The 26,613-nt window shown below is 58.8% G+C and carries 23 protein-coding genes; 20 read left to right on the top strand and 3 right to left on the bottom strand.

The window, feature by feature from the left end; all coding sequences use genetic code 11:
* Positions 1–3 precede the first annotated feature (3 nt).
* The 3 genes from ASG55_RS04820 (at position 4) to ASG55_RS04810 (ending at position 6,283) form a co-directional block, all read left to right on the top strand.
* Positions 4–633 (top strand): LysE family translocator, encoded by a 630-nt coding sequence (locus ASG55_RS04820; protein ID WP_056784033.1) that lies wholly within the window; start codon positions 4–6, stop codon positions 631–633.
* A 193-nt stretch (positions 634–826) separates the two neighbouring features.
* Positions 827–4,348: a calcium-binding protein gene (locus ASG55_RS04815; RefSeq protein WP_156388164.1), complete on the top strand. Its 3,522-nt coding sequence runs from the start codon at positions 827–829 to the stop codon at positions 4,346–4,348.
* A 96-nt stretch (positions 4,349–4,444) separates the two neighbouring features.
* Positions 4,445–6,283, top strand: coding sequence for a hypothetical protein (locus ASG55_RS04810; protein ID WP_156388163.1), 1,839 nt, complete (start codon positions 4,445–4,447; stop codon positions 6,281–6,283).
* Positions 6,284–6,410: 127 nt separating this feature from the next.
* On the opposite strand, the gene uraH is transcribed toward ASG55_RS04810, so the two are convergent.
* Entirely contained in the window at positions 6,411–6,764 is a 354-nt protein-coding gene (uraH, locus tag ASG55_RS04805; RefSeq protein ID WP_041479332.1) for a hydroxyisourate hydrolase, read from the bottom strand.
* 420 nt (positions 6,765–7,184) lie between these two features.
* Between uraH and puuE the strand changes: the two genes are divergently transcribed.
* The 8 genes from puuE to ASG55_RS04760 all read left to right on the top strand — a co-directional run bounded on the left by puuE (position 7,185) and on the right by ASG55_RS04760 (position 15,313).
* Positions 7,185–8,111: an allantoinase PuuE gene (gene puuE, locus ASG55_RS04795; protein WP_056784025.1), complete on the top strand. Its 927-nt coding sequence runs from the start codon at positions 7,185–7,187 to the stop codon at positions 8,109–8,111.
* Positions 8,108–8,623 carry a 2-oxo-4-hydroxy-4-carboxy-5-ureidoimidazoline decarboxylase gene (gene uraD, locus ASG55_RS04790; RefSeq protein ID WP_016773760.1) on the top strand — a complete coding sequence of 172 codons (516 nt, stop codon included), beginning with the start codon at positions 8,108–8,110 and terminating at the stop codon, positions 8,621–8,623. Before puuE ends, uraD begins: the two co-directional genes overlap by 4 nt.
* Before the next feature lie 87 nt (positions 8,624–8,710).
* Positions 8,711–9,706 carry an allantoicase gene (alc, locus tag ASG55_RS04785; RefSeq protein WP_016773759.1) on the top strand — a complete coding sequence of 332 codons (996 nt, stop codon included), beginning with the start codon at positions 8,711–8,713 and terminating at the stop codon, positions 9,704–9,706.
* Between the two features lie 119 nt (positions 9,707–9,825).
* Positions 9,826–10,329, top strand: coding sequence for an ureidoglycolate lyase (locus ASG55_RS04780; protein ID WP_016773758.1), 504 nt, complete (start codon positions 9,826–9,828; stop codon positions 10,327–10,329).
* A gap of 51 nt (positions 10,330–10,380) precedes the next feature.
* Positions 10,381–11,694 carry a urate hydroxylase PuuD gene (locus tag ASG55_RS04775; protein ID WP_056784023.1) on the top strand — a complete coding sequence of 438 codons (1,314 nt, stop codon included), beginning with the start codon at positions 10,381–10,383 and terminating at the stop codon, positions 11,692–11,694.
* A 161-nt stretch (positions 11,695–11,855) separates the two neighbouring features.
* A complete protein-coding gene (locus ASG55_RS04770; protein WP_039763799.1) occupies positions 11,856–13,208 on the top strand; it encodes a nucleobase:cation symporter-2 family protein in 1,353 nt (450 codons plus the stop codon).
* Positions 13,209–13,370: 162 nt separating this feature from the next.
* Positions 13,371–14,156 carry an outer membrane protein OmpK gene (locus ASG55_RS04765; RefSeq protein ID WP_056784021.1) on the top strand — a complete coding sequence of 262 codons (786 nt, stop codon included), beginning with the start codon at positions 13,371–13,373 and terminating at the stop codon, positions 14,154–14,156.
* A 371-nt stretch (positions 14,157–14,527) separates the two neighbouring features.
* Positions 14,528–15,313 carry an outer membrane protein OmpK gene (locus ASG55_RS04760; RefSeq protein ID WP_056784020.1) on the top strand — a complete coding sequence of 262 codons (786 nt, stop codon included), beginning with the start codon at positions 14,528–14,530 and terminating at the stop codon, positions 15,311–15,313.
* Positions 15,314–15,404: 91 nt separating this feature from the next.
* Here the strand turns inward: ASG55_RS04760 and ASG55_RS04755 are convergent, their stop codons facing one another.
* Together ASG55_RS04755 and ASG55_RS04750 are read right to left on the bottom strand one after the other, a co-directional pair.
* Positions 15,405–16,577: a patatin-like phospholipase family protein gene (locus ASG55_RS04755; RefSeq protein ID WP_041479321.1), complete on the bottom strand. Its 1,173-nt coding sequence runs from the start codon at positions 16,575–16,577 to the stop codon at positions 15,405–15,407.
* A gap of 35 nt (positions 16,578–16,612) precedes the next feature.
* Positions 16,613–17,545, bottom strand: a complete 933-nt coding sequence (locus tag ASG55_RS04750; protein WP_041479319.1) for a lipid A biosynthesis lauroyl acyltransferase — start codon at positions 17,543–17,545, stop codon at positions 16,613–16,615.
* 117 nt (positions 17,546–17,662) lie between these two features.
* Between ASG55_RS04750 and minC the strand changes: the two genes are divergently transcribed.
* From minC to ASG55_RS04710, 9 genes are all read left to right on the top strand, one after another.
* Entirely contained in the window at positions 17,663–18,400 is a 738-nt protein-coding gene (minC, locus tag ASG55_RS04745; RefSeq protein ID WP_041479318.1) for a septum site-determining protein MinC, read from the top strand.
* Between the two features lie 169 nt (positions 18,401–18,569).
* The gene (minD, locus tag ASG55_RS04740; RefSeq protein WP_056784017.1) at positions 18,570–19,382 is read left to right on the top strand and encodes a septum site-determining protein MinD; all 813 of its coding nucleotides are present in this window, start codon (positions 18,570–18,572) and stop codon (positions 19,380–19,382) included.
* Positions 19,382–19,636 (top strand): cell division topological specificity factor MinE, encoded by a 255-nt coding sequence (gene minE / locus ASG55_RS04735; RefSeq protein ID WP_003223146.1) that lies wholly within the window; start codon positions 19,382–19,384, stop codon positions 19,634–19,636. The genes minD and minE overlap by 1 nt, the downstream gene beginning before the upstream one ends.
* A gap of 169 nt (positions 19,637–19,805) precedes the next feature.
* Positions 19,806–20,441 carry an RluA family pseudouridine synthase gene (locus tag ASG55_RS04730; protein WP_024012204.1) on the top strand — a complete coding sequence of 212 codons (636 nt, stop codon included), beginning with the start codon at positions 19,806–19,808 and terminating at the stop codon, positions 20,439–20,441.
* A 152-nt stretch (positions 20,442–20,593) separates the two neighbouring features.
* Positions 20,594–21,436: a hypothetical protein gene (locus tag ASG55_RS04725; RefSeq protein ID WP_056784015.1), complete on the top strand. Its 843-nt coding sequence runs from the start codon at positions 20,594–20,596 to the stop codon at positions 21,434–21,436.
* A 94-nt stretch (positions 21,437–21,530) separates the two neighbouring features.
* Positions 21,531–22,625 (top strand): hypothetical protein, encoded by a 1,095-nt coding sequence (locus tag ASG55_RS04720; protein WP_056784013.1) that lies wholly within the window; start codon positions 21,531–21,533, stop codon positions 22,623–22,625.
* A gap of 78 nt (positions 22,626–22,703) precedes the next feature.
* On the top strand, positions 22,704–23,993 hold the full coding sequence (locus ASG55_RS04715) for a M18 family aminopeptidase (RefSeq protein ID WP_016773748.1): 1,290 nt from the start codon (positions 22,704–22,706) through the stop codon (positions 23,991–23,993).
* A gap of 192 nt (positions 23,994–24,185) precedes the next feature.
* Positions 24,186–24,362, top strand: a complete 177-nt coding sequence (locus tag ASG55_RS26960) for a hypothetical protein (RefSeq protein ID WP_016773747.1) — start codon at positions 24,186–24,188, stop codon at positions 24,360–24,362.
* Between the two features lie 74 nt (positions 24,363–24,436).
* Positions 24,437–26,593, top strand: coding sequence for a mechanosensitive ion channel family protein (locus ASG55_RS04710; protein ID WP_041479310.1), 2,157 nt, complete (start codon positions 24,437–24,439; stop codon positions 26,591–26,593).
* The last annotated feature ends 20 nt before the right edge of the window (positions 26,594–26,613 follow it).

The raw sequence follows: 26,613 nt of genomic DNA, 5'->3' as shown, positions 1-26,613 counted from the left end.
ACGATGAGTCTGGAAACCTGGCTGCTGTTCAGTGGCGCTGCGCTGGTGGTGATCCTGATCCCGGGACCGCTGTCATTGCTGATGATCAGCAACAGTCTGAATTACGGTTTGCGCCGGTCGTACCCCGCGTTCCTGGGTGGCGTGATCGCCTCGATCTGCCTGCTCAGCGCGTCGGCACTTGGCCTCGGCGCATTGCTAATGGCTTCGGAGCATTTGTTCAGCGCACTGAAAATAGTCGGTGCGCTGTACCTGTTCTACCTCGCCTGGCAGAGCTGGCAGCAGTCGCGGCAGCCATCGACGGGCGCCGAAGTACCTGAGGCTGCACCGGTGCCGCGTTTTCGCACATTGTTCGGACGCGCTTTTGTACTGGGTGCGAGCAATCCGAAGGACATCCTGTTTTTCGCCGCGTTTCTGCCGCAGTTCCTCCGCGCTGAGCAACCTTTTCTGCCGCAATTGCTGATCATGATCGCGACCTGGGTAGTGCTCGATCTGTGCTGCAAGCTGGCCTATGGCCTGGGCGCCCATGGCGCCGCACGTTATCTGCGCAGCGGCAAAGGCCAGAGTTGGTTCAATCGGGTCAGTGCCGGACTATTTGGTGGTGCTGGCGCCGCGTCGTTGCTTGGCAGCCACTGAAAAGCGCCACTATTGATCATCCTGCCGGAACGGACCTCGGGCGGGATGATGTGTTGTTTTGAATCAATTCAACTCGAACAACATTCAATCTTTGATATGCAATAGATAGCAACAACCCCCCGATATACAGCTCTGGAAAAGCCAACGTAATATTCTTCGCCTTAACGACAATTGCCGGAACAAGGAAGTTCTAATGGCCACACTGATAAGCGAAGCAACAGCACAAACCGACCCTTCAATACATGCGGACCTGCAACCTGTTTCCGATACCGTAATAATCATGGATCTGGGCTATGAAGCCAACGAATACAAGCCCTCAACCATCGATCAGAGCCGAACTAACGAAAAATCGAGTCAGTTGCAAATGGTGGACGAAGTTTTCGGCCCTTTCGAAATTGGCGACATTTCGATTACCCGTACTGCACTCGACGGATTAGGCGCGACCATTGATGGTCATCCGTTGAATGGCGAGAACAGTTTCTTTCGCCGCCCCAAACGCTCTTTTATCAATAGCCTGCAGTTCGACGCCAATAAAGTTGAACACTACCTGAAAACTTCAACGGGCAGCGATAGCTACTTGTTGCCCACGCTCCTGTTTGAAATGGCCAGCCAGCGCCCGCTCACCGCTCCCCGGCTCTTGAGGGAGAGTGCTGCAGATACTGTATCCGGCAATTACCGCGACAAACTTGTCAAACTTCTGAGTGCCGCACAGTCGCTTGATCTGCAACACGTGCACGTCCCCAAACATCATCCCCGCTGGGCCGCATTGACCAAAAGTTACGCGACGCTGGGCTCCAGCGTGGGCATCCAGGGCTTCGGCATCTTTATGGGAATTCGCGGCGTTGTCGATGCGATCAAAGCCGAAAACACTGCTGAAATAGCGATAAACAGCGCAGGCATTGTATCGGAGCTGGGCTCCATCGCGGCCGATGTCGCGGTGAGCAAGATAGCCACGCAGATGCTCACAGCCGGGCAAAGTGCTTATCGGGACTTCGCCAAAACCCGCTTTGCACTCAGATTGGGTCGATCGGGAGGGTTGGTCGGCGGCATGCTGACGCTGCCCTTCGACATCTTTACCGCCGTGAGGTCGATGAACGCCGCTCAGAATGCCACCGGCAAAGAAGCGATGGATCATTACGTCAGCGCTGGCCTGAGCATTACCAGTGCAGCCATGACTGTCATCCTCGGGTCCGCCGCGATGGCCGGGTTCTCGTTTGCCGGCCCTGTCGGACTTGCAGCCGGCGCGATTCTCGCCATCGGCTCACAGGTCTACGGCGCAGTACGTATCGTTGACGATATAGATGACTACATTGAATTGACTGTCGATGAACGGTGGCGTAGCGGTTGGTTTTCGTTCTGCATGATGGAGGTCGATCAAAGCGTTCAAAACCGCTATATCAAGGCAAAGACGCTGTTGCAGCACTCTCTGCAACTGAAAAAGTCCGCCAGAGCGCTGCTCGACGGCCCCTTGAAAGAGACCACCGAAGCCATCGTCAACGGCAAGTTCGATGTGCGCCTGAAACCAACCCGGGTCTGGAAACGAAACTGGTGGACCAAACAGGATGCGTGGGAATCGGTCAATGTCCCTGAAGTGGTAGGCACCGATGACATCATTGATGCACGCGCAGGGGTTACAAAAGATACACCCGGCGCGGAGTTGGGGGTCGCCGCAGAGGGCAAGAACGTTCTCTGGTTCATCAGCGAGGGCAACGACTCGATCAAAGGGGTAGAAAAAAAACCCAACACCTTCCATTACAAGTCAGGAAAAAAACAACTTTCGGGCGGCGAAGAAAATGACCAGTTCCTGTTTGAGAACGCAGCGGACTTCCTTGAAAGGGGTCGCCATGTCGCAGATCATTCGACGCTGAGCGGCGGCGCAGGAAATGACACACTGGTACTCGGCGGCAGCTACTCCTCCCGTAATACCAACAGAACTGGCTATGACGTAGATCTGCTGGCTGGAACATTGCAGATCATCACGAGCGATGTCGATGCCGACAATAACCGGATATTTATCCTGCACAGTTTGCTGGACAGCATCGAAAACGTTGAGACAGTCCATCGCGCGGCAAGCGTGGTAACGGGCTCCGCGCAAAACAACATCATCAAATCCCGGGGCAGCGACAGCATTGAAGCTGGCGCTGGGGACGACCAGATATTTCTCTCTCACGAAAGAGCAAAAGCGTCGGGAGGCGCCGGCACCGATCAATATTACATTGCGCATGTGGCGGGCCGTTTTTCCATTGTCGATGATGGTGAACAGACCAGCTACATCGTCATGAACTGGCGCAAGGAGTTGATTGAATCCTTTGATATCGAGGGTAACGACCTGGTCATCCGCTCAGGTTTCGAAACGTCTGACCACCTCAAAAACGTGTTGACCATTCATGACGTTTATACGAACACCGAACACACTAGAAAGCTGAGCAACAAAAACCTGGTTTTCGTAACCAGCGATGATTTCCATTTCAGACTTGATCTGCCAGACACAATCCCGGACGGCCACACCGTAGAAATAACCGAAATTTTCCTCAAACGAGGAAAACCGGTAAACCCGATCATTATTTATGCAGCGGAATGCTGGATCCGCCACCGCAAAACCGCTGCCTATTACGTCCCGAGAACCGGCAAGACAACCACTTTTTACGCAGTTTTACGTTCTGATGTCATTACCCGGATATATCTGGATTTCCGCAGCGACGAGCTGACAAAAGCGGAGGCGCATTTTTTCTCGGACAAACCCAAGTCATATCACCTGACTGTTGGTTGCCATCTCGTCTATCACTTCGGCGCGAAAAGCATCAAGCTCAATTATTACTCCGCTGCGCGTAACGAAGACGATCACGACAATATTACGAAGATCCTGCGCACCATGGCTGTTCGTCCGTTCAGCCGTTACGTATTGATTTTCAAGGACGGTGTCGTTGCAGATGCCGAGCTTACAGCGCAAACCGAAATCGCACCTGCCTTTACGGATTTCACGGTATCGCGGGATTGGGTGACCCAGATGAAACTGCCGCTCGAGATTCGCTCTCAGCGTTACTTTCACAATCTGGCTGAAAAAGCAGCTGAACCGATGGGCCGTACAAGAGTTTGCGCAACGCCGATTCGACTGGCCGTGCAAACCGACATGGACAACTACGAAGGAGAAGGTTCGAGTTATCTCATCCACGTACTCCCGGACATGACCATCAAACTCTCGACTCCCGGCGCACTTGCCGATGCCAAAGTTCGCCTGCCCTATTCATCCACTTGGGAACTTGATGCAACGCAGCTCGGCAAGGTCGAAATAAGGCTGGAAGAAAACCGGCTCTCCATCGGCACAACCACTTTCTATCTGCCGGTCTATGGAAGCGAAGATCTGATAGATCAAATCCGCGTTATTACCACCGGTGGAGTTGTGCACACGGTCGATCTGGTCTTTGATCGCATTTATCTGGATGGGCTTGATGCACGTTTTTTCGAAGAGCCCGACGCCTCAAAAGCGCTCCCGCCATATCTTGCCGCATTGGCCAACGACGAAGTCAAAGTCTGGAACGTTATCTGCGTCAACGACGAAACCGCGCGCGTGGGCTACAACCTGGCCGCCCATGGCTGGGTATTGCGTGCCGACAAATCCCGCATCGAAAAGTCTGCGTTAAGAGTAGTAAATCGCTGCAGTCACCAGACCAACATTTTCCGCCCTGTTTCGCTGATGAAAGTGCCTCCCGCGTAATTCGCGGTAACCCGTCAACAAACACCCTTTTTTTATCAGCGTACTGTCTACGCGGCACCCGCACGCGTCTGCGCGCTCTTTTTCCGAGTATTTCCCATGGCCAAATCACCCAAAAAAATCCCGACCATAAAATCGCCCGATTCGCCCGATGCCACACATCCCGGATCACCGCCCCTCGTCAAAAATGTGGGCCTGGACATGCCTGACGCCCTGCTCCTGGGCATCGATTCGCCGGCGATCAGCCAAGCGCCAGCCACCTCTGCCGCAGCCAACGCAGTGCCCACGGTCAGCCTTCATGCCTTGCCAGATGCAGCGCATGATTTCAGCGCCACTCGGAACGCAATCGCCTGGCCGCAAGAGCGTTTCCACGAATTGGTGCCGGTGACGCAAAACGATGGCTTGTTCACTGGACCGGATCAGCGCACCTACGCTCAAATCGCCAATGAAGGCCAGTTTGTCGTCGAGCAGGACGGGCAAGGCAACTACCATGTGCCACTGACCTTCGCGCCCGGCGTGCCCGGCCTGCCTCTGACGCGAACCGAGGGTCAGGCGATCTGGCAAATCCAGCGGCCCGCGAGGCCCTCCAACCGGCCTGCGTCCTCCACGCCACATTTGCCCTCATACATCTCGCCGGCCGACGCCATGACGTTGACCAAGCCGGAAATGGCGACAGAAGGCCTTCGTTACAACAGACTCAGGCAGACCTTCGTAACCACGGTAGACGGCACCGTCATGGTGCGCAAAAACCAGGACGGTGAATATCAACAAGCGTTTGCCTCAACGACCAATGCACCCGACGTTTTCTTCGAGCAAATCCCCGGCACCGTTTTCTGGCGGCGAAAAACACCCGGGACGAAGCCATCAGGTACCAAGCCCGAAGCCAGCCAGTCCGACAACGCAGTCCCCGGCCCGAGCAAGCGTCCACGACTTGCCGAGGCCACAGAAACGCTAACCGCGCCGAAAGCCACGACTCCGCCTGAGGAGCTGACCCCGTATTTCTGGCTGCCCTGGGGGCACCTGAACAAACCTGTGCACATCGAATCGGTACAGCTTGGCTGGCTGCATTATCCAATCGTCCCTGTCGGCTCGAACACGACACCCAAAGTGTATTTCGTATGTCATCCCGAGTTTGTCCCGACAGATTTCAATACTTTCGAAAGCATGCTGATAAACATGCCCGAGCGACAGCCGGTAGCGACTTTTCGCATCGGCAGTGATCCGGGTGAGGTCCATCCGGGCAAACGTTTTTTTGAAGAGCCGATATCAACGTCCGTCGCTCGCGCGTTCCCCGATTTCTCTGAAGCAACAGCAAGGGCCGTCGCCCGCAGGTTGTTCGAACTCGCCGATCACTCCGAGACGATTACCGGCACCGGATTGATCAATGTCCAGGCCGTTCTGCATCAGTGGAAACAACTGCCGTTTTCCACAGCTCCAGATTTTGCCGACCCGCTGAACATGCTGGCCGTTGCGCCGGACATCGACCTGGGAAGCAAACGGCTTATTCCGATGCCTTCCCAGACCGACAGCGAATTGCAACGCCTGAGCTTCGATCCGCAGCATTTCCCCTCTGCCTGGAATCATTACAAGACCTATCCCTCGGATCTGAATCTGCGGCGATTGCTCGGCGCGTTGCTGGTCGGCTGTGGTTACGAGCTGTTTCCACTGACTTATGAGCACAGAATGCCGACGCTGGTCTTCAAACGAGCCGGTCACGATCAGATCTTCTTTTTGAAACTGGGAGCGATCAGTCAGGCCGGCCTGACTCATGTGCCTGGCAACGAACTGGCGGAACCGGGCTTGCCCGCCAGAATCGGTCAGGACGCCTTCAAGGCACTGACCGATGCAGCCGCGCAGAACAAAGTGGTATGGCTTATCGGGGGCGTATTGAAGGTCGCGTCCACGCCAGATTCGGTATTCATTATCCGCGAGCGCTGAGCCGCTACCCGCCTGCACCGGCAGTTGAGCTGTAAACAGGCATAAAAAAAGCCCGCAGTGTGAGCGGGCGAAAGACCAAAGAAGCTATATGCGCAGTCGCTTCCCGGTGGGGGCAGCTGCTTGGGGGTCAGCTGCCCCGATACGTGGAATAGCTGTAAGGCGAAATCAGCAGGGGCACGTGATAGTGCTCCTGCTCGGCGGAGATGCCGAAACGTAGCACCACCACGTCCAGGAAGGCCGGCTCGGGCAGTTGCACGCCCCGGGCGCGGTAGTAATCGCCGGCATGGAACTGCACCTGATAAACCCCGGTGCGGTAATCATCGCCCTGCAGCAGCGGCGCATCGACCCGGCCATCGCTGTTGGTTGTCGCACTGGCGACCAATTCCAGGTGCGAACCTTCAACGCGGTACAGCTCGACCTTGATCGAGCTGCCCGGGCAACCGTGTGCAGCGTCCAAAACGTGTGTTGTCAAACGTCCCATTGATTCTGCGCGCCCGGCCGCAACAAGCGGTCAGACTTCGCGCCTCCCGAAGTCAGTTGAAAAGGAGACCGCACCGTTTCGGAGCACGAAACGCTGCGGCGAGCGACTGATTAAGACACTTTTCAAAAAAATTGTACACAATAAAAACGACATTTTTCGCTTCCCCCCCGCCATCCGGGCCTTAATCGCCAATTCGCAGGCAAAGCGCCTGATCATTGAACCTTCTATTCATTAGCTGACTGGTCAGGCAGGTTTCTTGCAGGCCGGAACCATTAACAGCAAAAGATGACAACCGGTGAAAAATGCGAAAATTCAGGCTTACAAAATGTAAATAAAGTTGTATACAATCAGCCCATCGCTGTGACGCCAGCCTGCCAGGCCGCCACACCAATCTGTCAACGTACAAGAAGGAAGACTGCAGTGAGCGCTGACTACCCACGCGACCTGATCGGTTACGGCAGTAACCCTCCTCACCCACACTGGCCGGGCAATGCCCGGATCGCCCTGTCCTTCGTGCTCAATTACGAAGAAGGTGGCGAGCGCAATGTTCTGCACGGCGACAAGGAATCCGAAGCCTTCCTGTCGGAAATGGTCGCTGCCCAGCCGCTGCAGGGCGCGCGCAACATGAGCATGGAATCGCTTTACGAGTATGGCAGCCGCGCCGGCGTCTGGCGCATTCTGAAGCTGTTCAAGGAATTCGACATTCCGTTGACCATCTTCGCCGTGGCCATGGCCGCCCAGCGTCACCCGGACGTGATCCGTGCGATGGTCGAAGCCGGCCATGAAATCTGCAGCCACGGCTACCGCTGGATCGACTACCAGTACATGGACGAAGCGCAGGAACGCGAGCACATGCTCGAAGCGATCCGCATCCTCACCGAACTGACCGGCGAGCGTCCGCTGGGCTGGTACACCGGCCGTACCGGGCCGAATACCCGTCGCCTGGTCATGGAAGAAGGCGGTTTCCTCTACGACTGCGACACCTACGACGACGACCTGCCCTACTGGGAACCGAACAACCCGACCGGCAAGCCGCATCTGGTGATCCCCTACACCCTCGACACCAACGACATGCGCTTCACGCAAGTGCAGGGTTTCAACAAGGGTGACGATTTCTTCGAATACCTCAAAGACGCGTTCGACGTGCTTTACGCCGAAGGTGCCGAGGCACCGAAAATGCTTTCGATCGGTCTGCACTGCCGCCTGATCGGCCGTCCTGGTCGCCTCGCTTCGCTCAAGCGCTTTATCGAATACGCCAAAAGTCATGAACAGGTGTGGTTCAGCCGTCGCGTCGACATCGCGCGTCACTGGCAAGAAACCCACCCGTACCAAGGGACTGCAAAATGAGCCGCTTTCAAACCCTGCAACCGTCGACCCTGAGCCGCGACGCTTTCGTCAAAGCCTTCGCCGACATCTACGAACATTCGCCATGGGTGGCCGAAAAGGCCTACGACCTCGGTGCGGACGCTTCGATCGACGAGATCGAAACCCTGCACCAGCGCATGAGCGATATCCTGTTGAGCGCCGATCATGCCAGCCAGCTGGCCCTGATCAACGCTCACCCGGACCTGGCCGGCAAAGCTGCCGTCCAGGGCCAACTGACCGAAGCCAGCACCAATGAACAGGCTGGCGCCGGTATTCACCAATGCACGGCCGAAGAGTTCCAGCGCTTCACCGAGCTGAACGACGCCTACAAAGCCAAGTTCAAGTTTCCCTTCATCATGGCGGTAAAAGGCAGCAACCGGCATCAGATCCTCGCGGCGTTCGAAACGCGCATCAACAATTCGGTGGAAGCCGAGTTCAAATGCGCGCTGGCGGAGATCAACAAGATTGCCCTGTTCCGTTTACTGACTCTTTAGCAAGCCTGGCCCGAGCGTGAATGAACGCGCAAACGCCCAGGGCCCTGCGAGCGTCCCCAGCCAACTTATCAAAGGCAGACAAGAAGAATGAAAGCTTACGCCGTACCTTTCGAAAAATACGTCAACCTGGCCGACGCCCGTCTGGGCACCAAGATCATTTCGGTCACCGATGACTGGTTCGCAGACGCCAATCGTCTGTTCCAACCGACCCCGGCCGTATGGAAGGAGGGCGTGTTCGATGACAACGGCAAGTGGATGGACGGCTGGGAGTCGCGCCGCAAGCGCTTCGAAGGTTTCGACAGCGCGGTGATCCGTCTGGGCGTACCGGGCTCGATCAAAGGCGTGGACATCGACACTTCATTCTTCACCGGCAACTACCCGCCATCGGCCTCGCTGGAAGCGTGCTTCCTGGCCTCGGGCGAGCCGGATGAAAACACCCAGTGGACCGAAGTGCTGTCGGCCGTCGAGTTGCAGGGCAACAGCCACCACTACCATGAAATCAGCAACGACAAAGCGTTCAGCCACCTGCGCTTCAACATCTACCCGGACGGCGGTGTTGCCCGTCTGCGCGTGTACGGCATTCCGTTCCGCGACTGGTCTGCTGTTGGCGACAACGAACAAGTGGACTTGGCAGCAGCCCTCAATGGTGGCCGCGCCCTCGCCTGCTCCGACGAACACTTCGGCCGCATGAGCAACATCCTCAACCCGGGCCGCGGCATCAACATGGGCGACGGCTGGGAAACCGCACGTCGTCGCACGCCGGGCAATGACTGGGTAATCGTCGCCCTGGGTCATCCAGGCGAGATCGAGAAGATCGTCGTCGACACCCTGCACTTCAAAGGCAACTACCCGGACACCTGCTCGATCCAGGGCGCGTTCGTCAAGGGCGGCACCGACAGCCAGATCGAAACCCAGTCGCTGTTCTGGCGCGAACTGCTACCAAGCCAGAAGCTGGAAATGCACGCCGAACACACCTTCGTCGAGCAGATCAAGGCACTCGGCCCGATCACCCACATCCGCCTGAACGTGTTCCCGGATGGTGGCGTGAGTCGCCTGCGTGTACTCGGCAAGGTGGCTAAATAGGGTTGAATCCGTTCGCGAGCAGGCTCGCTCCCACAGGGGATTGCATTCCAAATGTGGGAGCGAGCCTGCTCGCGAAGGCATCAAAACAGTCAACACAGAATCCGGATAAGAAGAACAGCATGCGCACATTGACGATTGAACCGCTGACCAAAGAAGCCTTCGCCCCTTTCGGTGACGTGATCGAAACCGACGGCAGCGATCACTTCATGATCAACAACGGTTCGACCATGCGCTTCCACAAACTGGCGACGGTCGAAACCGCTACGCCTGAGGACAACGCGATCATCAGCATTTTCCGCGCCGACGCGCAGGACATGCCGCTGACCGTTTGCATGCTGGAACGCCATCCGCTGGGCAGCCAGGCTTTCATTCCGCTGCTCGGCAACCCCTTTCTGATCGTGGTCGCGCCAGTTGGCGATGAACCTGTATCAGGCTTGGTCCGCGCCTTCGTCACCAACGGCAGGCAGGGCATCAATTACCATCGCGGCGTCTGGCACCACCCGGTGCTGACGATCGAAAAGCGGGATGACTTCCTGGTGGTTGATCGCAGTGGCACAGGCAATAACTGCGATGAGCATTTTTTCAAAGAGGATGAGCGGTTGATCCTCGCCCCCCACCAATAAGAGAAGGTCTGATCACTCGACAACAAGAGTGACAGGCGAGAGGTAAAGACTGTGGAAGCACATCTGTTGGAATGGCTGAACCTGAGCGTGCGCTGGGTTCACATGATCACTGGCGTGGCCTGGATCGGCGCGTCGTTCTACTTCGTCTGGCTGGAGAACAACCTCAACCGCGTCAACCCGAAAACCGGTCTGGCCGGTGATCTGTGGGCGATCCACGGCGGCGGCATCTACCACCTGGAAAAATACAAACTGGCCCCACCGTCCATGCCGGACAACCTGCACTGGTTCAAGTGGGAAGCCTACTTCACCTGGATGTCGGGGATCGCGCTGCTGTGCGTGGTGTTCTACTCCAACCCGACGCTGTACCTGCTGGCACCGGGCAGCAGTCTGACCGGCCCTGAAGGCGTGGCACTGGGCATTGGCTCTCTGTTCGTCGGCTGGTTCGTCTACTCCTTCCTTTGCGACTCGGCGCTGGGCAAACGCCCTGCCCTGCTCGGTTTCATCCTGTTCGTGCTGATCATTGCCGCCGCCTATGGCTTCAGCAAAGTGTTCAGCGGTCGTGGTGCGTACCTGCACGTTGGCGCGATCATCGGCACCATCATGGTCGGTAACGTGTTCCGCATCATCATGCCGGCGCAACGGGCACTGGTCGCGGCGATCGCCGAGAACCGCACGCCTGATCCGGCCCTGCCGGCCAAGGGCCTGCTGCGTTCGCGACACAACAACTACTTCACCCTGCCGGTGCTGTTCATCATGATCAGCAACCACTTCCCGAGCACTTACGGCAGCCAGTACAACTGGTTGATCCTCGCCGGGATCGCAGTGTTGGCGGTGTTGGTGCGTCACTACTTCAACACCCGTCACGACAGCCACAAGTTTGCCTGGACCCTGCCGGTGGCAGCGGTGGGCATGATCTGCCTGGCCTACGTCACTGGCCCGGCGCCGATGTCGAGCGCACCTGAAGTGGCCAAGGCACCGGCGAAAATCGAGTACCAACCGCTGCCGGAAACGGCACTGGGCGGTGGCGCGAAACCGGCCGAAGCGGCGCAACCTGCGGCACCCGCAGCCCCTGCGGCGGCACCCGCGCAAGCCTCCAATGCCGGCCCCGGTTTCGACAAGGTGCACAACGTGATTCAAGAGCGTTGCACGGTGTGCCATTCGTCCAAGCCGACCAGCCCGTTGTTCAGCGCAGCCCCGGCCGGTGTGATGTTCGACACCCCCGAGCAGATCCGCCAGAACGCCGCGCGCATTCAGGCGCAAGCCATCACCACGCAGATCATGCCACTGGGCAATATCACCCAGATGACCCAGCAGGAACGTGACCTGATCGGTGCCTGGATTGCCCAGGGAGCGCAAACCAATTAATCGTTAAAAGCATCGCGAGCAGGCTCACGCCTACAGAGATCCTGTGGGAGCGAGCCTGCTCGCGAATAGCCGCCGCAACGCGGTCCCCCTGATGCAAAGAAACAGCTGCAAGCAACCCGGCAGCTGTTAATCACAAGAATAAAAAAGATCCGAGGTGTTGCATGTCCGAGCTGTCCAAAGCGCGCATCCCCGACGCACCCGCCATTCAGCGTTTGCCCCTTTTGCAACTGATCCTGGTCGGTCTGCAACATGTTCTGCTGATGTACGGCGGTGCCATCGCGGTGCCGCTGATCATCGGACAGGCCGCTGGCCTGAGTCGTGAAGAAATCGCCTTCCTGATCAACGCCGACCTGCTGGTCGCCGGCATCGCCACCATCGTGCAGTCGCTCGGCATCGGCCCGATGGGCATTCGCATGCCGGTGATGATGGGCGCCAGTTTCGCTGCGGTCGGCAGCATGGTGGCCATGGCCGGCATGCCCGGCATCGGTCTGCAAGGGATCTTCGGTGCGACGATAGCTGCCGGTTTCTTCGGCATGCTGATCGCGCCGTTCATGTCCAAGGTCGTGCGTTTCTTCCCGCCACTGGTGACCGGCACGGTCATCACCTCGATCGGTTTATCGTTGTTCCCTGTGGCCGTGAACTGGGCCGGTGGCGGTGTCGACGCCGCGCAATTCGGTTCGCCGATTTATCTGGCCATCGCTGCGCTGGTGCTGGCGACGATTCTTCTGGTTCATCGTTTCATGCGCGGATTCTGGGTCAACATTTCCGTGCTGATCGGCATGTGCCTGGGCTATGTACTGTGCGGCGTGATCGGCATGGTCGACCTCAGCGGCATGGCCAGCGCACCGTGGATTCAGTTCGTCACCCCGCTGCATTTCGGCATGCCGAAATTCGAGCTGGCACCGATTCTGTCGATGTGTCTGGTGGTGGTGATCATCTTCGTCGAGTCCACCGGGATGTTTCTCGCGCTGGGCAAGATCACCGGCCAGGAAGTCTGCCCGCGCATGCTCCGTCGTGGCTTGTTGTGCGATGCCGGCGCGTCGTTCTTCGCCGGTTTCTTCAACACCTTCACCCACTCCTCGTTCGCGCAGAACATCGGCCTGGTGCAGATGACCGGTGTGCGCTGCCGTTCGGTGACCATCGTTGCCGGTGGCCTGCTGATCGTCCTCAGCCTGTTGCCGAAAGCGGCGTTTCTGGTGGCATCGATTCCACCGGCGGTGTTGGGCGGCGCGGCGATTGCGATGTTCGGCATGGTCGCGGCCACTGGCATCAAGATCCTCCAAGAGGCCGACATCGGTGACCGCCGCAATCAGTTGCTGGTCGCGGTAAGCATCGGCATGGGCCTGATCCCGGTGGTACGTCCGGAATTCTTCGCCCACCTGCCGCTGTGGATGAGCCCGATCACCCACAGCGGCATCGCCATGGCCACCCTCAGCGCGCTGACGCTGAACCTGCTGTTCAACATCCTCGGCGGCAAGGAGCGTGCGGCGATCAACGATTGCCATGCTCACTGATTGAAACCACCACACCACCTGTGGGAGCGAGCCTGCTCGCGAAAGCGCTGTGTCATTCAACATTGATGGCGACTGACACAACCCCTTCGCGAGCAGGCTCGCTCCCACAGGGACTACGCAACTGCTTGTGCCTCAAACAATAAAAACAACAGGGAGCAACAGATGATCCGCACGCAAAGCAACGTTCTGTTGAGTGGCGGCCTGCTGGCCGCGAGTCAGGCCATGGCCGGCGATCTGCTGCTGTGGCAGAGCAACAGCCTCAGCTATCTATACGGCAAGAATTTCGCGATCAACCCCTCGTATCAGCAGACGGTCACCTTCGAGCACGCCGACAAGTGGAAGTACGGCGACAACTTTCTGTTCGTCGACAAGATCTTCTACAACGGCAAGGAAGACCCGAACAAAGGGCCGCATACTTTCTACGGCGAGTTCACCCCGCGTCTGTCCTTCGGCAAGATCCTCGACCGCAAGATCGAGTTCGGCCCGATCAAGGATGTGCTGTTGGCGATGACCTACGAGTACGGCGAAGGCGAAAGCGAGGCCTATCTGATCGGCCCCGGCTTCGACCTGAAAGTGCCCGGCTTCAACTACGTCACCCTGAACATTTTCCGCCGCCAGACCGAAGGCCCGCGGCCCGGCGATGGTGTCTGGCAGATCACCCCCGCATGGTCCTACAGCTTTCCGTTGGGCAATTCCGATGTGCTGATCGACGGCTACCTCGACTGGGTCGTCGACAACGACGAAAACTCGCGCGGCACCTACCACGCCAACCTGCACATCAATCCGCAGATCAAATACGACCTCGGCAAAGCCATGGGCTGGAGCCAGAAACAGCTGTACGTCGGCACCGAGTACAGCTACTGGAAGAACAAATACGGCATCGAAAACAGCCACGCGTTCGATACCAACCAGAACACCGCCAGCCTGCTGCTGAAGGTGCACTTCTGAGATGGCTCGCAACCGTGCGCCATGCCTGCTGTCGGTGCTCTGTTGCGGGGCACTTGAGCGTTGGCCGAGGAGTCAGTATTCTCCGCGGCCTTCCGAATTCGCTCTAAAAAAAAGCCTGAATTCAATTTCTGACCGAAAAGCCAACTTATCCCGGCTGCGGTCAGTCCTGAGGCATCCCGAAAACACGCTCGTCGACTGTTTTTCAGCAGCCGAACGGGCGTTTTTTGGTTTTTCAAAAGCCTTGGCGCAGCTTTTGCTACCAGCATTCAAAGCTGACCGATCGGATGAAATTTGCGGTACGAAAAAAGGCGCCACATCAGAGCGCCGATCTTAAAAAAATAACGTGGAACACCTACTTTGGGAGCAACCGAATGAAACGTATGTGCACCAGCCTGATGCTGGCCGGATCGATGTTCGCCGGCGGCCAGGCGATGGCCGAAGGCCTGCTGCAGTGGCAGAACAACAGCCTGACCTACCTGTATGGCAAGGACTTCCAGGTCAACCCGCGCATTCAGCAGACCGTGACCTTCGAGCACGCCGATGCCTGGAAGTATGGGGACAACTTCCTGTTCATCGACAAGATCTTCTACAACGGCAAGGATGATGGCGGCGTCGGCTCCAACACCTACTACGGCGAGCTCAGCCCGCGCCTGTCGTTCGGCAAGATCTTCGATCAGAAACTGGCCTTTGGTCCGGTGACTGACGTGCTGCTGGCCATGACCTACGAGTTCGGTGAAGGCGATACCGAGTCGTACCTGATCGGTCCGGGCTTCGACCTGGCGATTCCAGGCTTCGATTACTTCCAGCTGAACTTCTACCAGCGTCACACCCAGGGCGCACGCGCCGGTGACAATGTCTGGCAGATCACCCCGGTGTGGTCCTACACCATCCCGGTGGGCAAATCGAACATCCTCATCGACGGCTTCATGGACTGGGTGGTCGACAACGACTCCAATTCCAAGGGCGACTACCACGCCAACCTGCACTTCAACCCGCAGGTCAAATACGACCTGGGCAAGGCGCTGAATTTCGGCGAGAAGCAGTTGTATGTCGGTGTCGAGTACGACTACTGGTCGGACAAATACGGGATCAAGGACAGCCAGTACTTCAAGACCGATCAGAGCACCACGAGCTTCCTGGTCAAGTTCCACTTCTGACCCTGAAAGCTTCGCGAGCAGGCTCGCTCCCACATTCAGACCGAGTTCCAATGTGGGAGCGAGCCTGCTCGCGAAGGCCTCACCGCAGATTTCAGGCAGGAGCCACCGCTTCAGATATCCGCAAAAACCGGCACAGCTCCTCGCGCTTGGCCAACGCATCCCGCCGTCCCAACTCGATCAACTCGCTGCAATACCCCGCCTCGAACAGCAGATAACTGAGCACCCCCGCCCCGCTCGTCTTCGTCGCCCCCGGCCCGCGCAGAAACAGGCGCAACGCCGCCGGTAACTCCTGGCGATGCCGCGCGGCGATTTCGTCGATCGGCTGACTTGGCGCAATCACCAGCACTTCCACCGGCGCCACACCCAGCGCACGAGTAGGTGTGCCGGCCGGGAGCAAATGACTGAACTGATTCAGACGCTGCAGCAACTCGATATCGCTCTCCAGACTGTCGATGAACGTGCTGTTGAGCATGTGCCCGCCAATCTGCGCCAGAGTCGGTTGCTGGCCGCTGTAGGCGCGCTCCAGCGGCTGCTGCGGATCGACGCCGCGCGGGTTGCCGCTGACGCCCACCACCAGCACGCGACTGGCCCCCAGATGCAGCGCCGGGCTGATCGGCGCCGACTGGCGCACTGCGCCGTCACCGAAATATTCCTCGCCGATTTTCACTGGCGCGAACAACAGCGGAATCGCCGAACTGGCCAACAGGTGATCGACCGACAATTGCGTCGGCACGCCAATACGGCGGTGCCGCAGCCAGGCGTCGATGGTGCCGCCGCCCTGATAGAACGTCACCGCTTGCCCCGATTCGTAGCCGAACGCGGTCACCGCTACCGCGTGCAATTGCTTGCGCGCGATGGATTCGGCGATGCCGGGCAGGTGCAGTTTTTCCTCGAGCAGCTCGCGCAGCGGCGAACTGTTGAGCAACGCCACCGGCATCTGCCGACCGAGGCCGAGCAGGCTGTGGCTGACGAAACGGCTGGCCTGATGGATCACGCCCGGCCAGTCGCTGCGCAACACGCGGTGGCTGCGAAAGCCCTGCCAGAACTGGGTCAGGCGTTCGATGGCAGCGCGAAAATCCATGGCACCACTGGCCAGGCTGACCGCATTGATCGCCCCGGCCGAGGTGCCGACGATCACCGGAAACGGATTGTCCGCGCCGACCGGCAGCAACTCGGCAATCGCCGCCAGCACCCCGACCTGATAAGCCGCCCGAGCCCCGCCGCCGGAAAGAATCAAACCTGTGACCGGTTCAGCAGGACTCATCGCAACACTCCACAGTGCTTGTCAGTACGGGTGAATCAACGACGCTTGGGATAAAGCTTCGGCTCGCCCGGTGGGCGACTCTTGAAGCGCCGATGCGCCCACAGATACTGCTCGGGGCAGGCACGCAAAGCGCTCTCGACCCACTGATTGATGCGGATGCAATCGGCCTCCTCGCTTTCGCCGGGGAAGTCTTCCAGCGGCGGATGAATCACCAGGCGATAACCACTGCCGTCGGCCAGACGTTCCTGAGTGAACGGCACCACCAGCGCTTTGCCCAGCCGTGCAAACTTGGTCGTCGCAGTGACGGTGGCGGCCTGAATGCCGAACAGCGGCACGAAGATGCTCTGCTTGGCGCCGTAATCCTGATCCGGCGCATACCAGATCGCCCGTCCCGAGCGCAGCAGTTTGAGCATGCCGCGCACGTCATCGCGCTCCACCGCCAGCGAATCGAGATTGTGCCGCTCGCGGCCACGGCGCTGGACGAAGTCGAACAAGGGGTTTTTGTGTTCGCGGTACATGCCGTCGATGGTGTGCTGCTGGCCGAGCAGTGCCGCGCCGATTTCCAGGGTGGTGAAATGCGCGGCCATGAGAATCACGCCTTTGCCTTCGCGCTGGGCCTTCTGCAGATGTTCAAGGCCTTCGACGTGGGCCAGTTTCGCCAGACGTTCGCGCGACCACCACCAGCTCATCGCCATTTCAAAAAAGGCGATGCCGGTGGAGGCGAAGTTTTCCTTGAGCAGGCGTTTGCGTTCGGCGGCGGATTTTTCCGGGAAGCACAATTCCAGATTGCGCCGGGCGATGGTTCGCCGGTCGCTGGCGACGCGATACATCAACGCGCCCAAAACTCGACCGATGGTCAGCAGCGCCGGATACGGCAACTGCACGATCAGCCACAAAAGCCCCAGGCCGCACCAGAGCGGCCAGAAGCGCGGAGCAAGATATGCTTTTCGAAAACGCGGGCGATCCATTAAAGCTTCCGTAAATACAGTGGCCGCGCATTCTACATCGTTCGACCCGGCTTGCGGCTCGCGGGCGTTCTCGTTATAAGTCTCGGCACTTTTAGTGACAAGCCGTTGTATGCCGACATGAGCCAAACCGACCCGTTAGACCAAGATCCCGTATTCCAGCTCAAGGGCAGCATGCTGGCCATCACTGTGCTGGAACTGGCCCGTAACGACCTCGAAAGCCTCGATCGGCAATTGGCCGCCAAAGTCGCCCAGGCGCCGAATTTTTTCAGCAATGCACCGCTGGTTCTGGCGCTGGACAAACTACCGCCGAATCAGGGCGCGGTTGACCTGCCGGGGCTGATGCGCGTCTGCCGTCAGCACGGTCTGCGTACCCTGGCCATTCGTGCCAGCCGCATCGAAGACATCGCCGCCGCCATCGCCATCGACATCCCCGTGCTACCGCCCTCCGGCGCCCGCGAGCGTCCGCTGGAGACGCCGGAAGCCGAAGTCAAAAAGAAGCCGGAAAAGCCGCCTGAGCCGACCGTCAAACCGACCCGCGTAATCACCACGCCAGTACGTGGTGGCCAGCAGATATATGCCCAGGGTGGCGATCTGGTCGTGGTCTCATCGGTCAGTCCGGGGGCGGAACTTCTCGCCGATGGCAACATCCATGTATACGGCCCGATGCGCGGCCGTGCGCTGGCCGGCGTCAAAGGTGACACCAAGGCACGGATTTTCTGTCAGCAATTGAGCGCTGAACTGATCTCCATCGCCGGTCATTACAAGGTCTCCGAGGATTTGCGTCGTGATCCGATGTGGGGCTCGGGCGTCCAGGTCAGCCTGTCAGGCGACGTGTTGAACATCATTCGGCTTTAACGGATACTGCCGCATTTTCCAAGCATCTCTAAAACGTAGCGAAAACGGCTCAAACGAAGTAGGAAAAAGGCTCAAAGCCAAATTCCAGCCAAGGCTGTCCGACTGCAGTAGTTTTCAAGAGATGTTTTTCAGGGGCTGAACAGTCCTTCTTCCTTAGGGGTGAAACACCTTGGCCAAGATTCTCGTGGTTACATCCGGCAAGGGTGGTGTGGGTAAGACCACCACCAGCGCCGCTATCGGTACCGGTCTCGCTCTGCGCGGCCACAAAACAGTGATCGTCGACTTCGACGTGGGCTTGCGTAACCTCGACCTGATCATGGGTTGCGAGCGCCGCGTGGTGTATGACTTCGTCAACGTGGTAAACGGCGAAGCCAACCTGCAACAGGCACTGATCAAAGACAAGCGCCTGGAAAACCTCTACGTACTGGCGGCCAGCCAGACCCGCGACAAAGACGCGCTGACCGTCGAAGGCGTGGAAAAAGTCCTGATGGAGCTCAAGGAACAATTCGAGTTCGTCGTCTGCGACTCCCCGGCGGGCATCGAGAAAGGTGCGCACCTGGCCATGTATTTCGCCGATGAAGCGATCGTCGTGACCAACCCGGAAGTCTCCTCGGTACGTGACTCGGACCGCATGCTCGGCCTGCTGGCGAGCAAATCGCGCCGCGCCGAACGTGGCGAAGAGCCGATCAAGGAACACCTGCTGATCACCCGCTACCACCCGGAGCGTGTCGAGAAGGGCGAGATGCTTGGCGTTGAAGACGTCAAGGAGATCCTCTCGGTGACCCTGCTCGGCGTCATCCCGGAATCCCAGGCGGTACTCAAGGCTTCCAACCAGGGCGTGCCAGTGATTCTCGACGACCAGAGCGATGCCGGTCAGGCTTACAGCGATACCGTCGACCGCCTGCTGGGCAAAGAAAAAGCCCACCGATTCCTCGATGTCGAGAAGAAGGGATTCTTCGAGCGCCTGTTTGGAGGTAGGTAATGAACCTTTTTGACTTCTTTCGTGCCAACAAAAAGCCAAGTACCGCCTCGGTAGCGAAAGAGCGTCTACAGATCATCGTGGCGCATGAGCGCGGCCAGCGCAGCACGCCGGATTACCTGCCAGCCTTGCAGAAGGAACTGGTCGACGTGATCCGCAAGTACGTCAACATCGGCAACGACGACGTACATGTTGCACTGGAAAGCCAGGGCAGTTGCTCGATTCTGGAACTCAACATCACCCTGCCCGATCGCTGAGTCGATTTGGCAGTCGCTACGGCGGCTCGGGCTGTTGATGCTCGTGTAGGAGCTGCCGAAGGCTGCGATCTTTTGATCTTCAAAGTCAAAAGATCGCAGCCTTCGGCAGCTCCTACAGAGTTATCAGCAGTCCCGAGCCGCCGTTGGCATTTGTTACGAGGCTGTTTTAATGCCGCTGTCCAACATCCGCATCATCCATGAGGACGCCGCCGTACTGGTGGTCGACAAACCGACCCTGCTGCTCTCGGTGCCCGGTCGCGCTGACGACAACAAGGACTGCCTGATTACCCGCTTGCAGGAAAACGGCTACCCGGAAGCGCGCATCGTTCATCGCCTGGACTGGGAAACCTCCGGCATCATCCTGCTGGCCCGTGACGCCGACACTCATCGCGAACTGTCGCGGCAGTTTCACGACCGCGAAACCGAAAAAGCCTACACCGCTTTGGCCTGGGGTCAGCCTGAGCTGGACAGCGGCAGCATCGATCTGCCCCTGCGCTACGACCCACCGACCAAGCCGCGACACGTGGTCGATCACGAATTCGGCAAACACGCGCTGACCTTCTGGAAGGTGCTGGAACGTTGCGGCGACTGGTGCCGTGTCGAACTGACACCGATTACCGGCCGCTCGCATCAATTGCGCGTGCACATGTTGTCGATCGGCCATCCGTTGCTCGGTGACGGACTCTACGCCCACGAGCAAGCGCTGGCGGCCTGGCCGCGTCTGTGCCTGCACGCGAGCATGCTCAGCTTCACTCATCCGCAGACCGGCGAGCGCCTGCGCTTCGAGTGCCCGGCTCCGTTCTGAATTGCGTGAATACTTTGGAAGCCCTTCCTGGTGAAGGGCTTTTTTTGTCCTGCCAAAAATCCACCGGCAATAGATTGACGTAAAGAACTGTCATAAAATTGTAATCAAATATAAAATCATGGCACTTCGATATCAGGCAGGAGGCCTTTCCCGTGTTCTGCAGCAAAACACTTCAATCCGAATACCCGATCATCTACGCATTCGGTAACACGACCCTGCACTTGAGCGAAGCACCCAGCATCCAGGCACGCCAGGCCCTGGAGCAGCTCATTAAAAAACGCCGCGCGCACAAACTGACCCGGGCCAGCGCACCGTTATCGTCCTGTGAAACACCACTATTTGCCAAGGTCCAGCCATTGGACACGTTCAAGGCAAAGGTGCGGGTGAGCCTGAACAAACCGCAACGCAACGGGCGCTTCGACTGGCCTCTCGAAGAGCTGATGAATTCCCTCGAAGCTCAGCGCCGGGGCGTGGAGATGCCTCCACTGAAGGGCTATGGCTATACCCGCAGCAGACTCGGCCTGACCGAGGAGTTCTTCCTGCTGACTCACCTGCTCGAAGGCCATATGGATGGGGCCGAGTGCATCAGACGCAATCCCGAAAACATCGAAGCCTTTATCCTCGACGCGTTTCAACTGCTCAGCTCGCTCGCCAGCAAGAACATCACCCACATGGATTTCTGGGTGGGCAACATCATGGTGCCCGAGCAAACGCAAAGGCCACTCAAAGCCATCGACTTTGAAAACTGCTTCGCAGGCCCGACCGCGCACGCAAGTGAAACACTCGGTTTTCAACTCGGCTTCTTCTATCGTCGGGATATCTACAAATTCATCACCGAAGCCGCCTACGATCGCCTGGTAGATCAATACCTCAGTGCACTGCCTGGCTTATCGAGAGACAGGTTCGAGGCTGTCTATCAGTTGAGCAAACATGAATACGTCGGTCGCAAGCAACGCCGTGAAGTCTTCCTCTCTGGCAGATTGATCACCGGTTGACGCCCTCCCTGGCAACACTTTGAAGCAAGTGCCCGGCCTGCAAATCAGCGGAGCAATACGGTAAACTCGCGCCCCCCGCCGTATGGAGCCGCTTATGCGCGAAGCCTTCCCCCCCCTGGAAAAAGTACCGCACCAGCTGCTCTACCTGATCTATGGCGACAAAGACGTTTATCGGCGCGAGGCTAAATTCAGCATCCTCACCGCCCTTGCACAGCTGCAGCCAGATGAATCGTTGTGCATCCGAGTGCTGACCGATCGTCCGCAGGACTATGCCGGCTGGCCGGTCGAGACCGTCCCTTTGAGCGAGCAGACCCTGATCCAGTGGCAGGGCGAGAACGGCTACCACCACCGCCGCAAAGCGTGCGCCATTGCGCTGGGCCTGACACTCGCCGAAAAAACCCTGTTCGTCGACACCGACACGCTGTTTCTCGATTCGCCGCACCGGTTGTTCAGCATGATCACGCCCGGCCGTTACGTGATGGACCGCTTCGAATATGACTGGAGTTACGTCTGTAACCGGGCGGACTACGAAAAACTCGCGCGCTGCCTGCAAGTCCACGGCATCTCGTCGACGAACAGCTTCAAGCTCTACAACAGCGGCTTGTGCGGCGTCACCGATGGCGATGCAGCGCTGCTGGAGAAATCGATCCGGCTGATCGATGAGTGGACGCAGGGTTCGTTCGACATCCATACGATCGAACAGATTGCACTGTCTTTTGCCATGCGCGACCAGCCGATCCAGGAAGCGAAGAAATTCATCTATCACTACTTCGCCGACAAGAACTTCTTCCACGCCATGCAGAAACATTTTTTCGCCCGCTATGGCGAGGCCTTCCACCTCGAACTGCCAGCGCTGTGCAACGAGGTTCCGCGCAGCAAACCCGTTCCCTCAACCTGGGAGCGCCTGCGCATCAAGTGGAAGCTGCGCAAAAAGCGCGGCGGCATGAAGAAAGTCGGCCGGGCGTTGCTGTTCGGCAGTGCTGCACCTGCCCACCCGTATTACGAGATCTGCCGTCACGAATGGTGGGAATCGGCGTCGCGGGAAATCCTGCGTTGGGACAGCGTCACGCAAAAGGCCTTCTTCGGCAGCGGCAAGGGCTGGCCGAAGCACCTGCCGAAACCCGCCAGAAAGGATGATCAACAAGCTATCATTGCCTACCTGCGCAAGCGCATCGATCAGCACTCCTGAGCGTGCTTGCGCAAACCACTTGCCCAATGGCGCTGAGTGATGCGTTAAACTGCCGCCGATTGCTGTCTGGAGTTTCTTATGCGCGCAGAGTTGAACCAGGGCCTGATCGACTTTCTCAAGGCCTCCCCTACCCCGTTCCACGCCACCGCCAGCCTCGTTCAGCGTCTGGAGGCCGCCGGTTATGTGCGCCTCGACGAGCGCGAGCCATGGTCCACCGAGGCCAACGGCCGCTATTACGTTACCCGTAACGACTCCTCGATCGTCGCGATCAAAATGGGCCGCAACTCGCCACTGCACGACGGTATCCGTCTGGTCGGCGCTCACACCGACAGCCCGTGTCTGCGGGTCAAGCCGCAACCGGAACTGCAACGTCAGGGCTTCTGGCAACTGGGCGTCGAAGTCTACGGCGGCGCGCTGCTGGCGCCATGGTTCGACCGCGATCTGTCGCTGGCCGGCCGCGTGACCTTCCGCCGTGACGGCAAGGTCGAGAGTCAGTTGATCGACTTCAAGGCACCCATCGCGATCATTCCCAACCTGGCCATTCACCTCAACCGTGAAGCCAACCAGGGCTGGGCGATCAACGCGCAGACCGAACTACCGCCTATCCTGGCGCAATTCGCCGGTGACGAGCGCGTCGATTTCCGCGCCGTGCTCACCGATCAACTGGCTCGCGAACACGGCCTGAATGCCGACGTGGTGCTGGATTACGAGCTGAGTTTCTACGACACGCAAAGCGCTGCGGTGATCGGCCTGAACGGCGATTTCATTGCCGGTGCGCGTCTGGACAACCTGCTGTCGTGCTACGCCGGCCTGCAAGCGTTGCTCACCGCCGAAACCGACGAGACCTGCGTGCTGGTCTGTAACGACCACGAAGAAGTCGGCTCGTGCTCGGCGTGCGGTGCCGACGGCCCGATGCTCGAACAGACTCTGCGCCGCCTGCTGCCAGAAGGCGACGAGTTCGTCCGCACCATTCAGAAATCCCTGCTCGTGTCGGCCGATAACGCCCACGGCGTGCATCCCAACTACGCAGACAAGCACGACGCCAATCACGGCCCGAAACTCAACGCCGGCCCGGTGATCAAGGTCAACAGCAACCAGCGCTACGCCACCAATAGCGAAACTGCCGGTTTCTTCCGCCACCTGTGCATGGCCGAAGAAGTCCCGGTGCAAAGCTTCGTGGTGCGCAGCGACATGGGCTGCGGCTCGACGATTGGCCCGATCACCGCCAGCCATCTGGGCGTGCGCACCGTCGACATCGGCCTGCCGACCTTCGCCATGCATTCGATTCGCGAGCTGTGCGGCAGCCATGACCTGGCGCATCTGGTCAAAGTGCTCAGTGCGTTCTATGCCAGCCGTGAATTGCCGTAACGGCTGACAAGCTTCGCGAGCAGGCTCGCTCCCACAATGGAATGCCATTCACCTGTGGGAGCTAGCCTGCTCGCGAAATCGCCTGTGCAGACAGCAGAATCCTCCCGGCCTGATGCATTCCTGAGCCACATCACACCCCGCCTCGAAAACCCGCCTAGACTGCAAACATCCCCCACAGACAAGGCAGTCTTCATGATCTCGATGTCCTCCTTCCACGCCATGCTCATTCCCATCCTCAGCGGAATGATCCTGCTGGCCATCGGCTTCAACTTCCGCGACAAGAACGCCGGGGTGTTCGCCATGTGGATCGGTATGCTGATGATCCTCGCCACGGTGGTCTACAAGATCCTCGCCAAACTCAACGAATGACCGCGCCCGGCTCGCATTGAGCCAAAGGGCCTCGTACACTCCAGCGCATCCGCCTATCGCGAGGTTGTCTTCTGGTGTTCGCTCGTCTTTTTGCTTTGCCCGGTCTGCTGCTTGTCTGCCTGATGACGCTGCTGCCGCTGGCGCCCGCCCAAGCGGTCGGTCTGCCCGGCCTGCTCAACACTTCCAAACCGCAGCCTGAAGCCGTGGAACCCCTCGGCCAGTCACTGGACGAAGTGATCAAGTCGCTGGAAAACGACAAGCAACGCGCGCAGTTGCTCAGCGATCTGAAGAAGCTGCGCGACGCTACGAAGAAAGCTCAAGCCACCCCGGAAGAAGGCGTGCTGGGCCTGATCGGCGGCACCCTCGCCAGCTTCGAAAAACAGTTTTCCGGCGCCGACAGCCCGCTCACCCGCTGGTCCAACGAATTCGATCTGGCCAAGGACGAACTGACCAGCAAGCTGCTGCCGGCCAATGAATGGCTGCCGATCATCTTCGGTTTCGCAGTGATCCTGATGGTCTGGAGCCTGCTCGCCGCCGCGCTGATCTGGCTCAGCCACCGCGTGCGTCTGCGCTTCGGCCTCACCGAAGAACTGCCGCAACACCCCAAGGCCCTCGACATGCTGCGCTTTGCCCTGCGCAAGCTCGGGCCGTGGCTGATCGCATTGGTGATGACGGTGTACATGAGCTACGTGCTGCCGTCTTCGCTGGGCAAAAGCCTGGCGATGGTGCTGGCCTATGCCTTGGTGGTCGGCACCTGTTTCTCGGCGATCTGCGTGATCGCCTTCTCCCTGCTCGACGGCCCGCATCGCCATCGCGCGCTGTACATCCTGCGTCATCAGGCGTTTCGGCCGCTGTGGCTGATCGGCAGCTTCGCCGCGTTTGGTGAAGCGCTGAGCGATCCGCGTCTGGTCGAGAGCCTGGGCGTACATCTGGCGCACACCGCCGCGACCACCGCCAATGTGCTTGCGGCGCTGTCGACCGGCCTGTTCATTCTGCGATTCCGCCGACCGATCGCGCACCTGATCCGCAACCAACCGCTGTCACGCCGCCTGACCCGCCGCGCCCTCAGCGACACCATCGAAATCCTCGGCACTTTCTGGTACGTGCCGGCACTGGTGCTGGTCGGCATCTCGCTGTTCGCCACGTTTGTCTCCGCCGGCGACACCAGCACCGCGCTGCGCCAGTCGCTGATCTGCACGGTGCTGCTGGTGTTGTGCATGGTGATCAACGGCCTCGTGCGCCGCCATTCGCTGAAACCGCAACGCGGGCCGAAACGCCATGCGCTGTATTCGGAGCGACTGAAAAACTTCTTCTACACCCTGACGCATTTGCTGGTGTGGCTGATCTTCATCGAACTGGGCCTGCGCGTCTGGGGCCATTCGCTGATCGCGTTCGCCGAAGGCGATGGCCATGACATCAGCGTCAAACTGTTCAGCCTGATCGGCACGCTGATTTTCTCCTGGCTGATCTGGATCCTCGCCGACACCGCCGTGCACCACGCCCTCACCCGCTCGCGCAAAGGCCTGGCGAATGCACGGGCGCAGACGATGATGCCGCTGATCCGCAACGTGCTGTTCGTGGCGATTTTCATCATCGCGCTGATCGTCGCGTTGGCGAACATGGGCATGAACGTCACACCGCTGCTGGCCGGTGCCGGCGTGATCGGTCTGGCCATCGGCTTCGGCGCGCAGTCGCTCGTCGCTGACCTGATCACCGGCCTGTTCATCATCATCGAAGACTCGCTGGCCATCGACGACTACGTCGACGTTGGCGGCCACCTCGGCACCGTCGAAGGCCTGACCATCCGCACCGTGCGCCTGCGCGACATCGACGGCATCGTCCACACCATCCCGTTCAGCGAAATCAAAAGCATCAAGAACTACTCGCGGGAATTCGGCTACGCGATCTTCCGCGTCGCCGTGCCATACAACATGGAAATCGACGACGCGATCAAACTGATGCGCGACGTCGGCCAGAAGATGCGCAGCGATCCGTTGCAGCGCCGCAATATTTGGTCGCCGCTGGAGATTCAGGGTGTGGAAAGTTTCGAGTCCGGCAGCGCGATTTTGCGCGCACGGTTCAAGACTGCGCCGATCAAGCAGTGGGAAGTTTCCCGGGCGTTCAATTTGTCGCTGAAAAGGCAACTGGATGAGGCGGGGCTGGATCTGGCGACGCCAAGGATGAGTGTGCAGGTGATTACGCCTGGGGTGGAAATCAAAAAGGAAAGCTGAACAGAGATGGCCCCCTATTG

It is taken from the genome of Pseudomonas sp. Leaf434, from assembly GCF_001425545.1.
GTDB classification, from domain to species: Bacteria; Pseudomonadota; Gammaproteobacteria; order Pseudomonadales; family Pseudomonadaceae; genus Aquipseudomonas; species Aquipseudomonas siliginis.
This window is presented reverse-complemented; position numbering and strand designations above follow the sequence as displayed.

What these genes read in the sequence shown, in the direction of transcription:
- uraD (WP_016773760.1), top strand. Translation starts at nt 8,108, where the DNA reads ATGAGCCGCTTTCAAACCCTGCAACCGTCGACCCTGAGCCGCGACGCT.
- minE (WP_003223146.1), top strand. Translation starts at nt 19,382, where the DNA reads ATGAACCTTTTTGACTTCTTTCGTGCCAACAAAAAGCCAAGTACCGCC.
- ASG55_RS04770 (WP_039763799.1), top strand. Translation starts at nt 11,856, where the DNA reads ATGTCCGAGCTGTCCAAAGCGCGCATCCCCGACGCACCCGCCATTCAG.
- ASG55_RS04820 (WP_056784033.1), top strand. Translation starts at nt 4, where the DNA reads ATGAGTCTGGAAACCTGGCTGCTGTTCAGTGGCGCTGCGCTGGTGGTG.
- uraH (WP_041479332.1), bottom strand. Translation starts at nt 6,764, where the DNA reads ATGGGACGTTTGACAACACACGTTTTGGACGCTGCACACGGTTGCCCG.
- ASG55_RS04730 (WP_024012204.1), top strand. Translation starts at nt 19,806, where the DNA reads ATGCCGCTGTCCAACATCCGCATCATCCATGAGGACGCCGCCGTACTG.
- ASG55_RS04810 (WP_156388163.1), top strand. Translation starts at nt 4,445, where the DNA reads ATGGCCAAATCACCCAAAAAAATCCCGACCATAAAATCGCCCGATTCG.
- ASG55_RS04765 (WP_056784021.1), top strand. Translation starts at nt 13,371, where the DNA reads ATGATCCGCACGCAAAGCAACGTTCTGTTGAGTGGCGGCCTGCTGGCC.
- ASG55_RS04760 (WP_056784020.1), top strand. Translation starts at nt 14,528, where the DNA reads ATGAAACGTATGTGCACCAGCCTGATGCTGGCCGGATCGATGTTCGCC.
- ASG55_RS04715 (WP_016773748.1), top strand. Translation starts at nt 22,704, where the DNA reads ATGCGCGCAGAGTTGAACCAGGGCCTGATCGACTTTCTCAAGGCCTCC.
- ASG55_RS04780 (WP_016773758.1), top strand. Translation starts at nt 9,826, where the DNA reads ATGCGCACATTGACGATTGAACCGCTGACCAAAGAAGCCTTCGCCCCT.
- ASG55_RS26960 (WP_016773747.1), top strand. Translation starts at nt 24,186, where the DNA reads ATGATCTCGATGTCCTCCTTCCACGCCATGCTCATTCCCATCCTCAGC.
- ASG55_RS04720 (WP_056784013.1), top strand. Translation starts at nt 21,531, where the DNA reads ATGCGCGAAGCCTTCCCCCCCCTGGAAAAAGTACCGCACCAGCTGCTC.
- ASG55_RS04815 (WP_156388164.1), top strand. Translation starts at nt 827, where the DNA reads ATGGCCACACTGATAAGCGAAGCAACAGCACAAACCGACCCTTCAATA.
- ASG55_RS04755 (WP_041479321.1), bottom strand. Translation starts at nt 16,577, where the DNA reads ATGAGTCCTGCTGAACCGGTCACAGGTTTGATTCTTTCCGGCGGCGGG.
- minC (WP_041479318.1), top strand. Translation starts at nt 17,663, where the DNA reads ATGAGCCAAACCGACCCGTTAGACCAAGATCCCGTATTCCAGCTCAAG.
- alc (WP_016773759.1), top strand. Translation starts at nt 8,711, where the DNA reads ATGAAAGCTTACGCCGTACCTTTCGAAAAATACGTCAACCTGGCCGAC.
- ASG55_RS04750 (WP_041479319.1), bottom strand. Translation starts at nt 17,545, where the DNA reads ATGGATCGCCCGCGTTTTCGAAAAGCATATCTTGCTCCGCGCTTCTGG.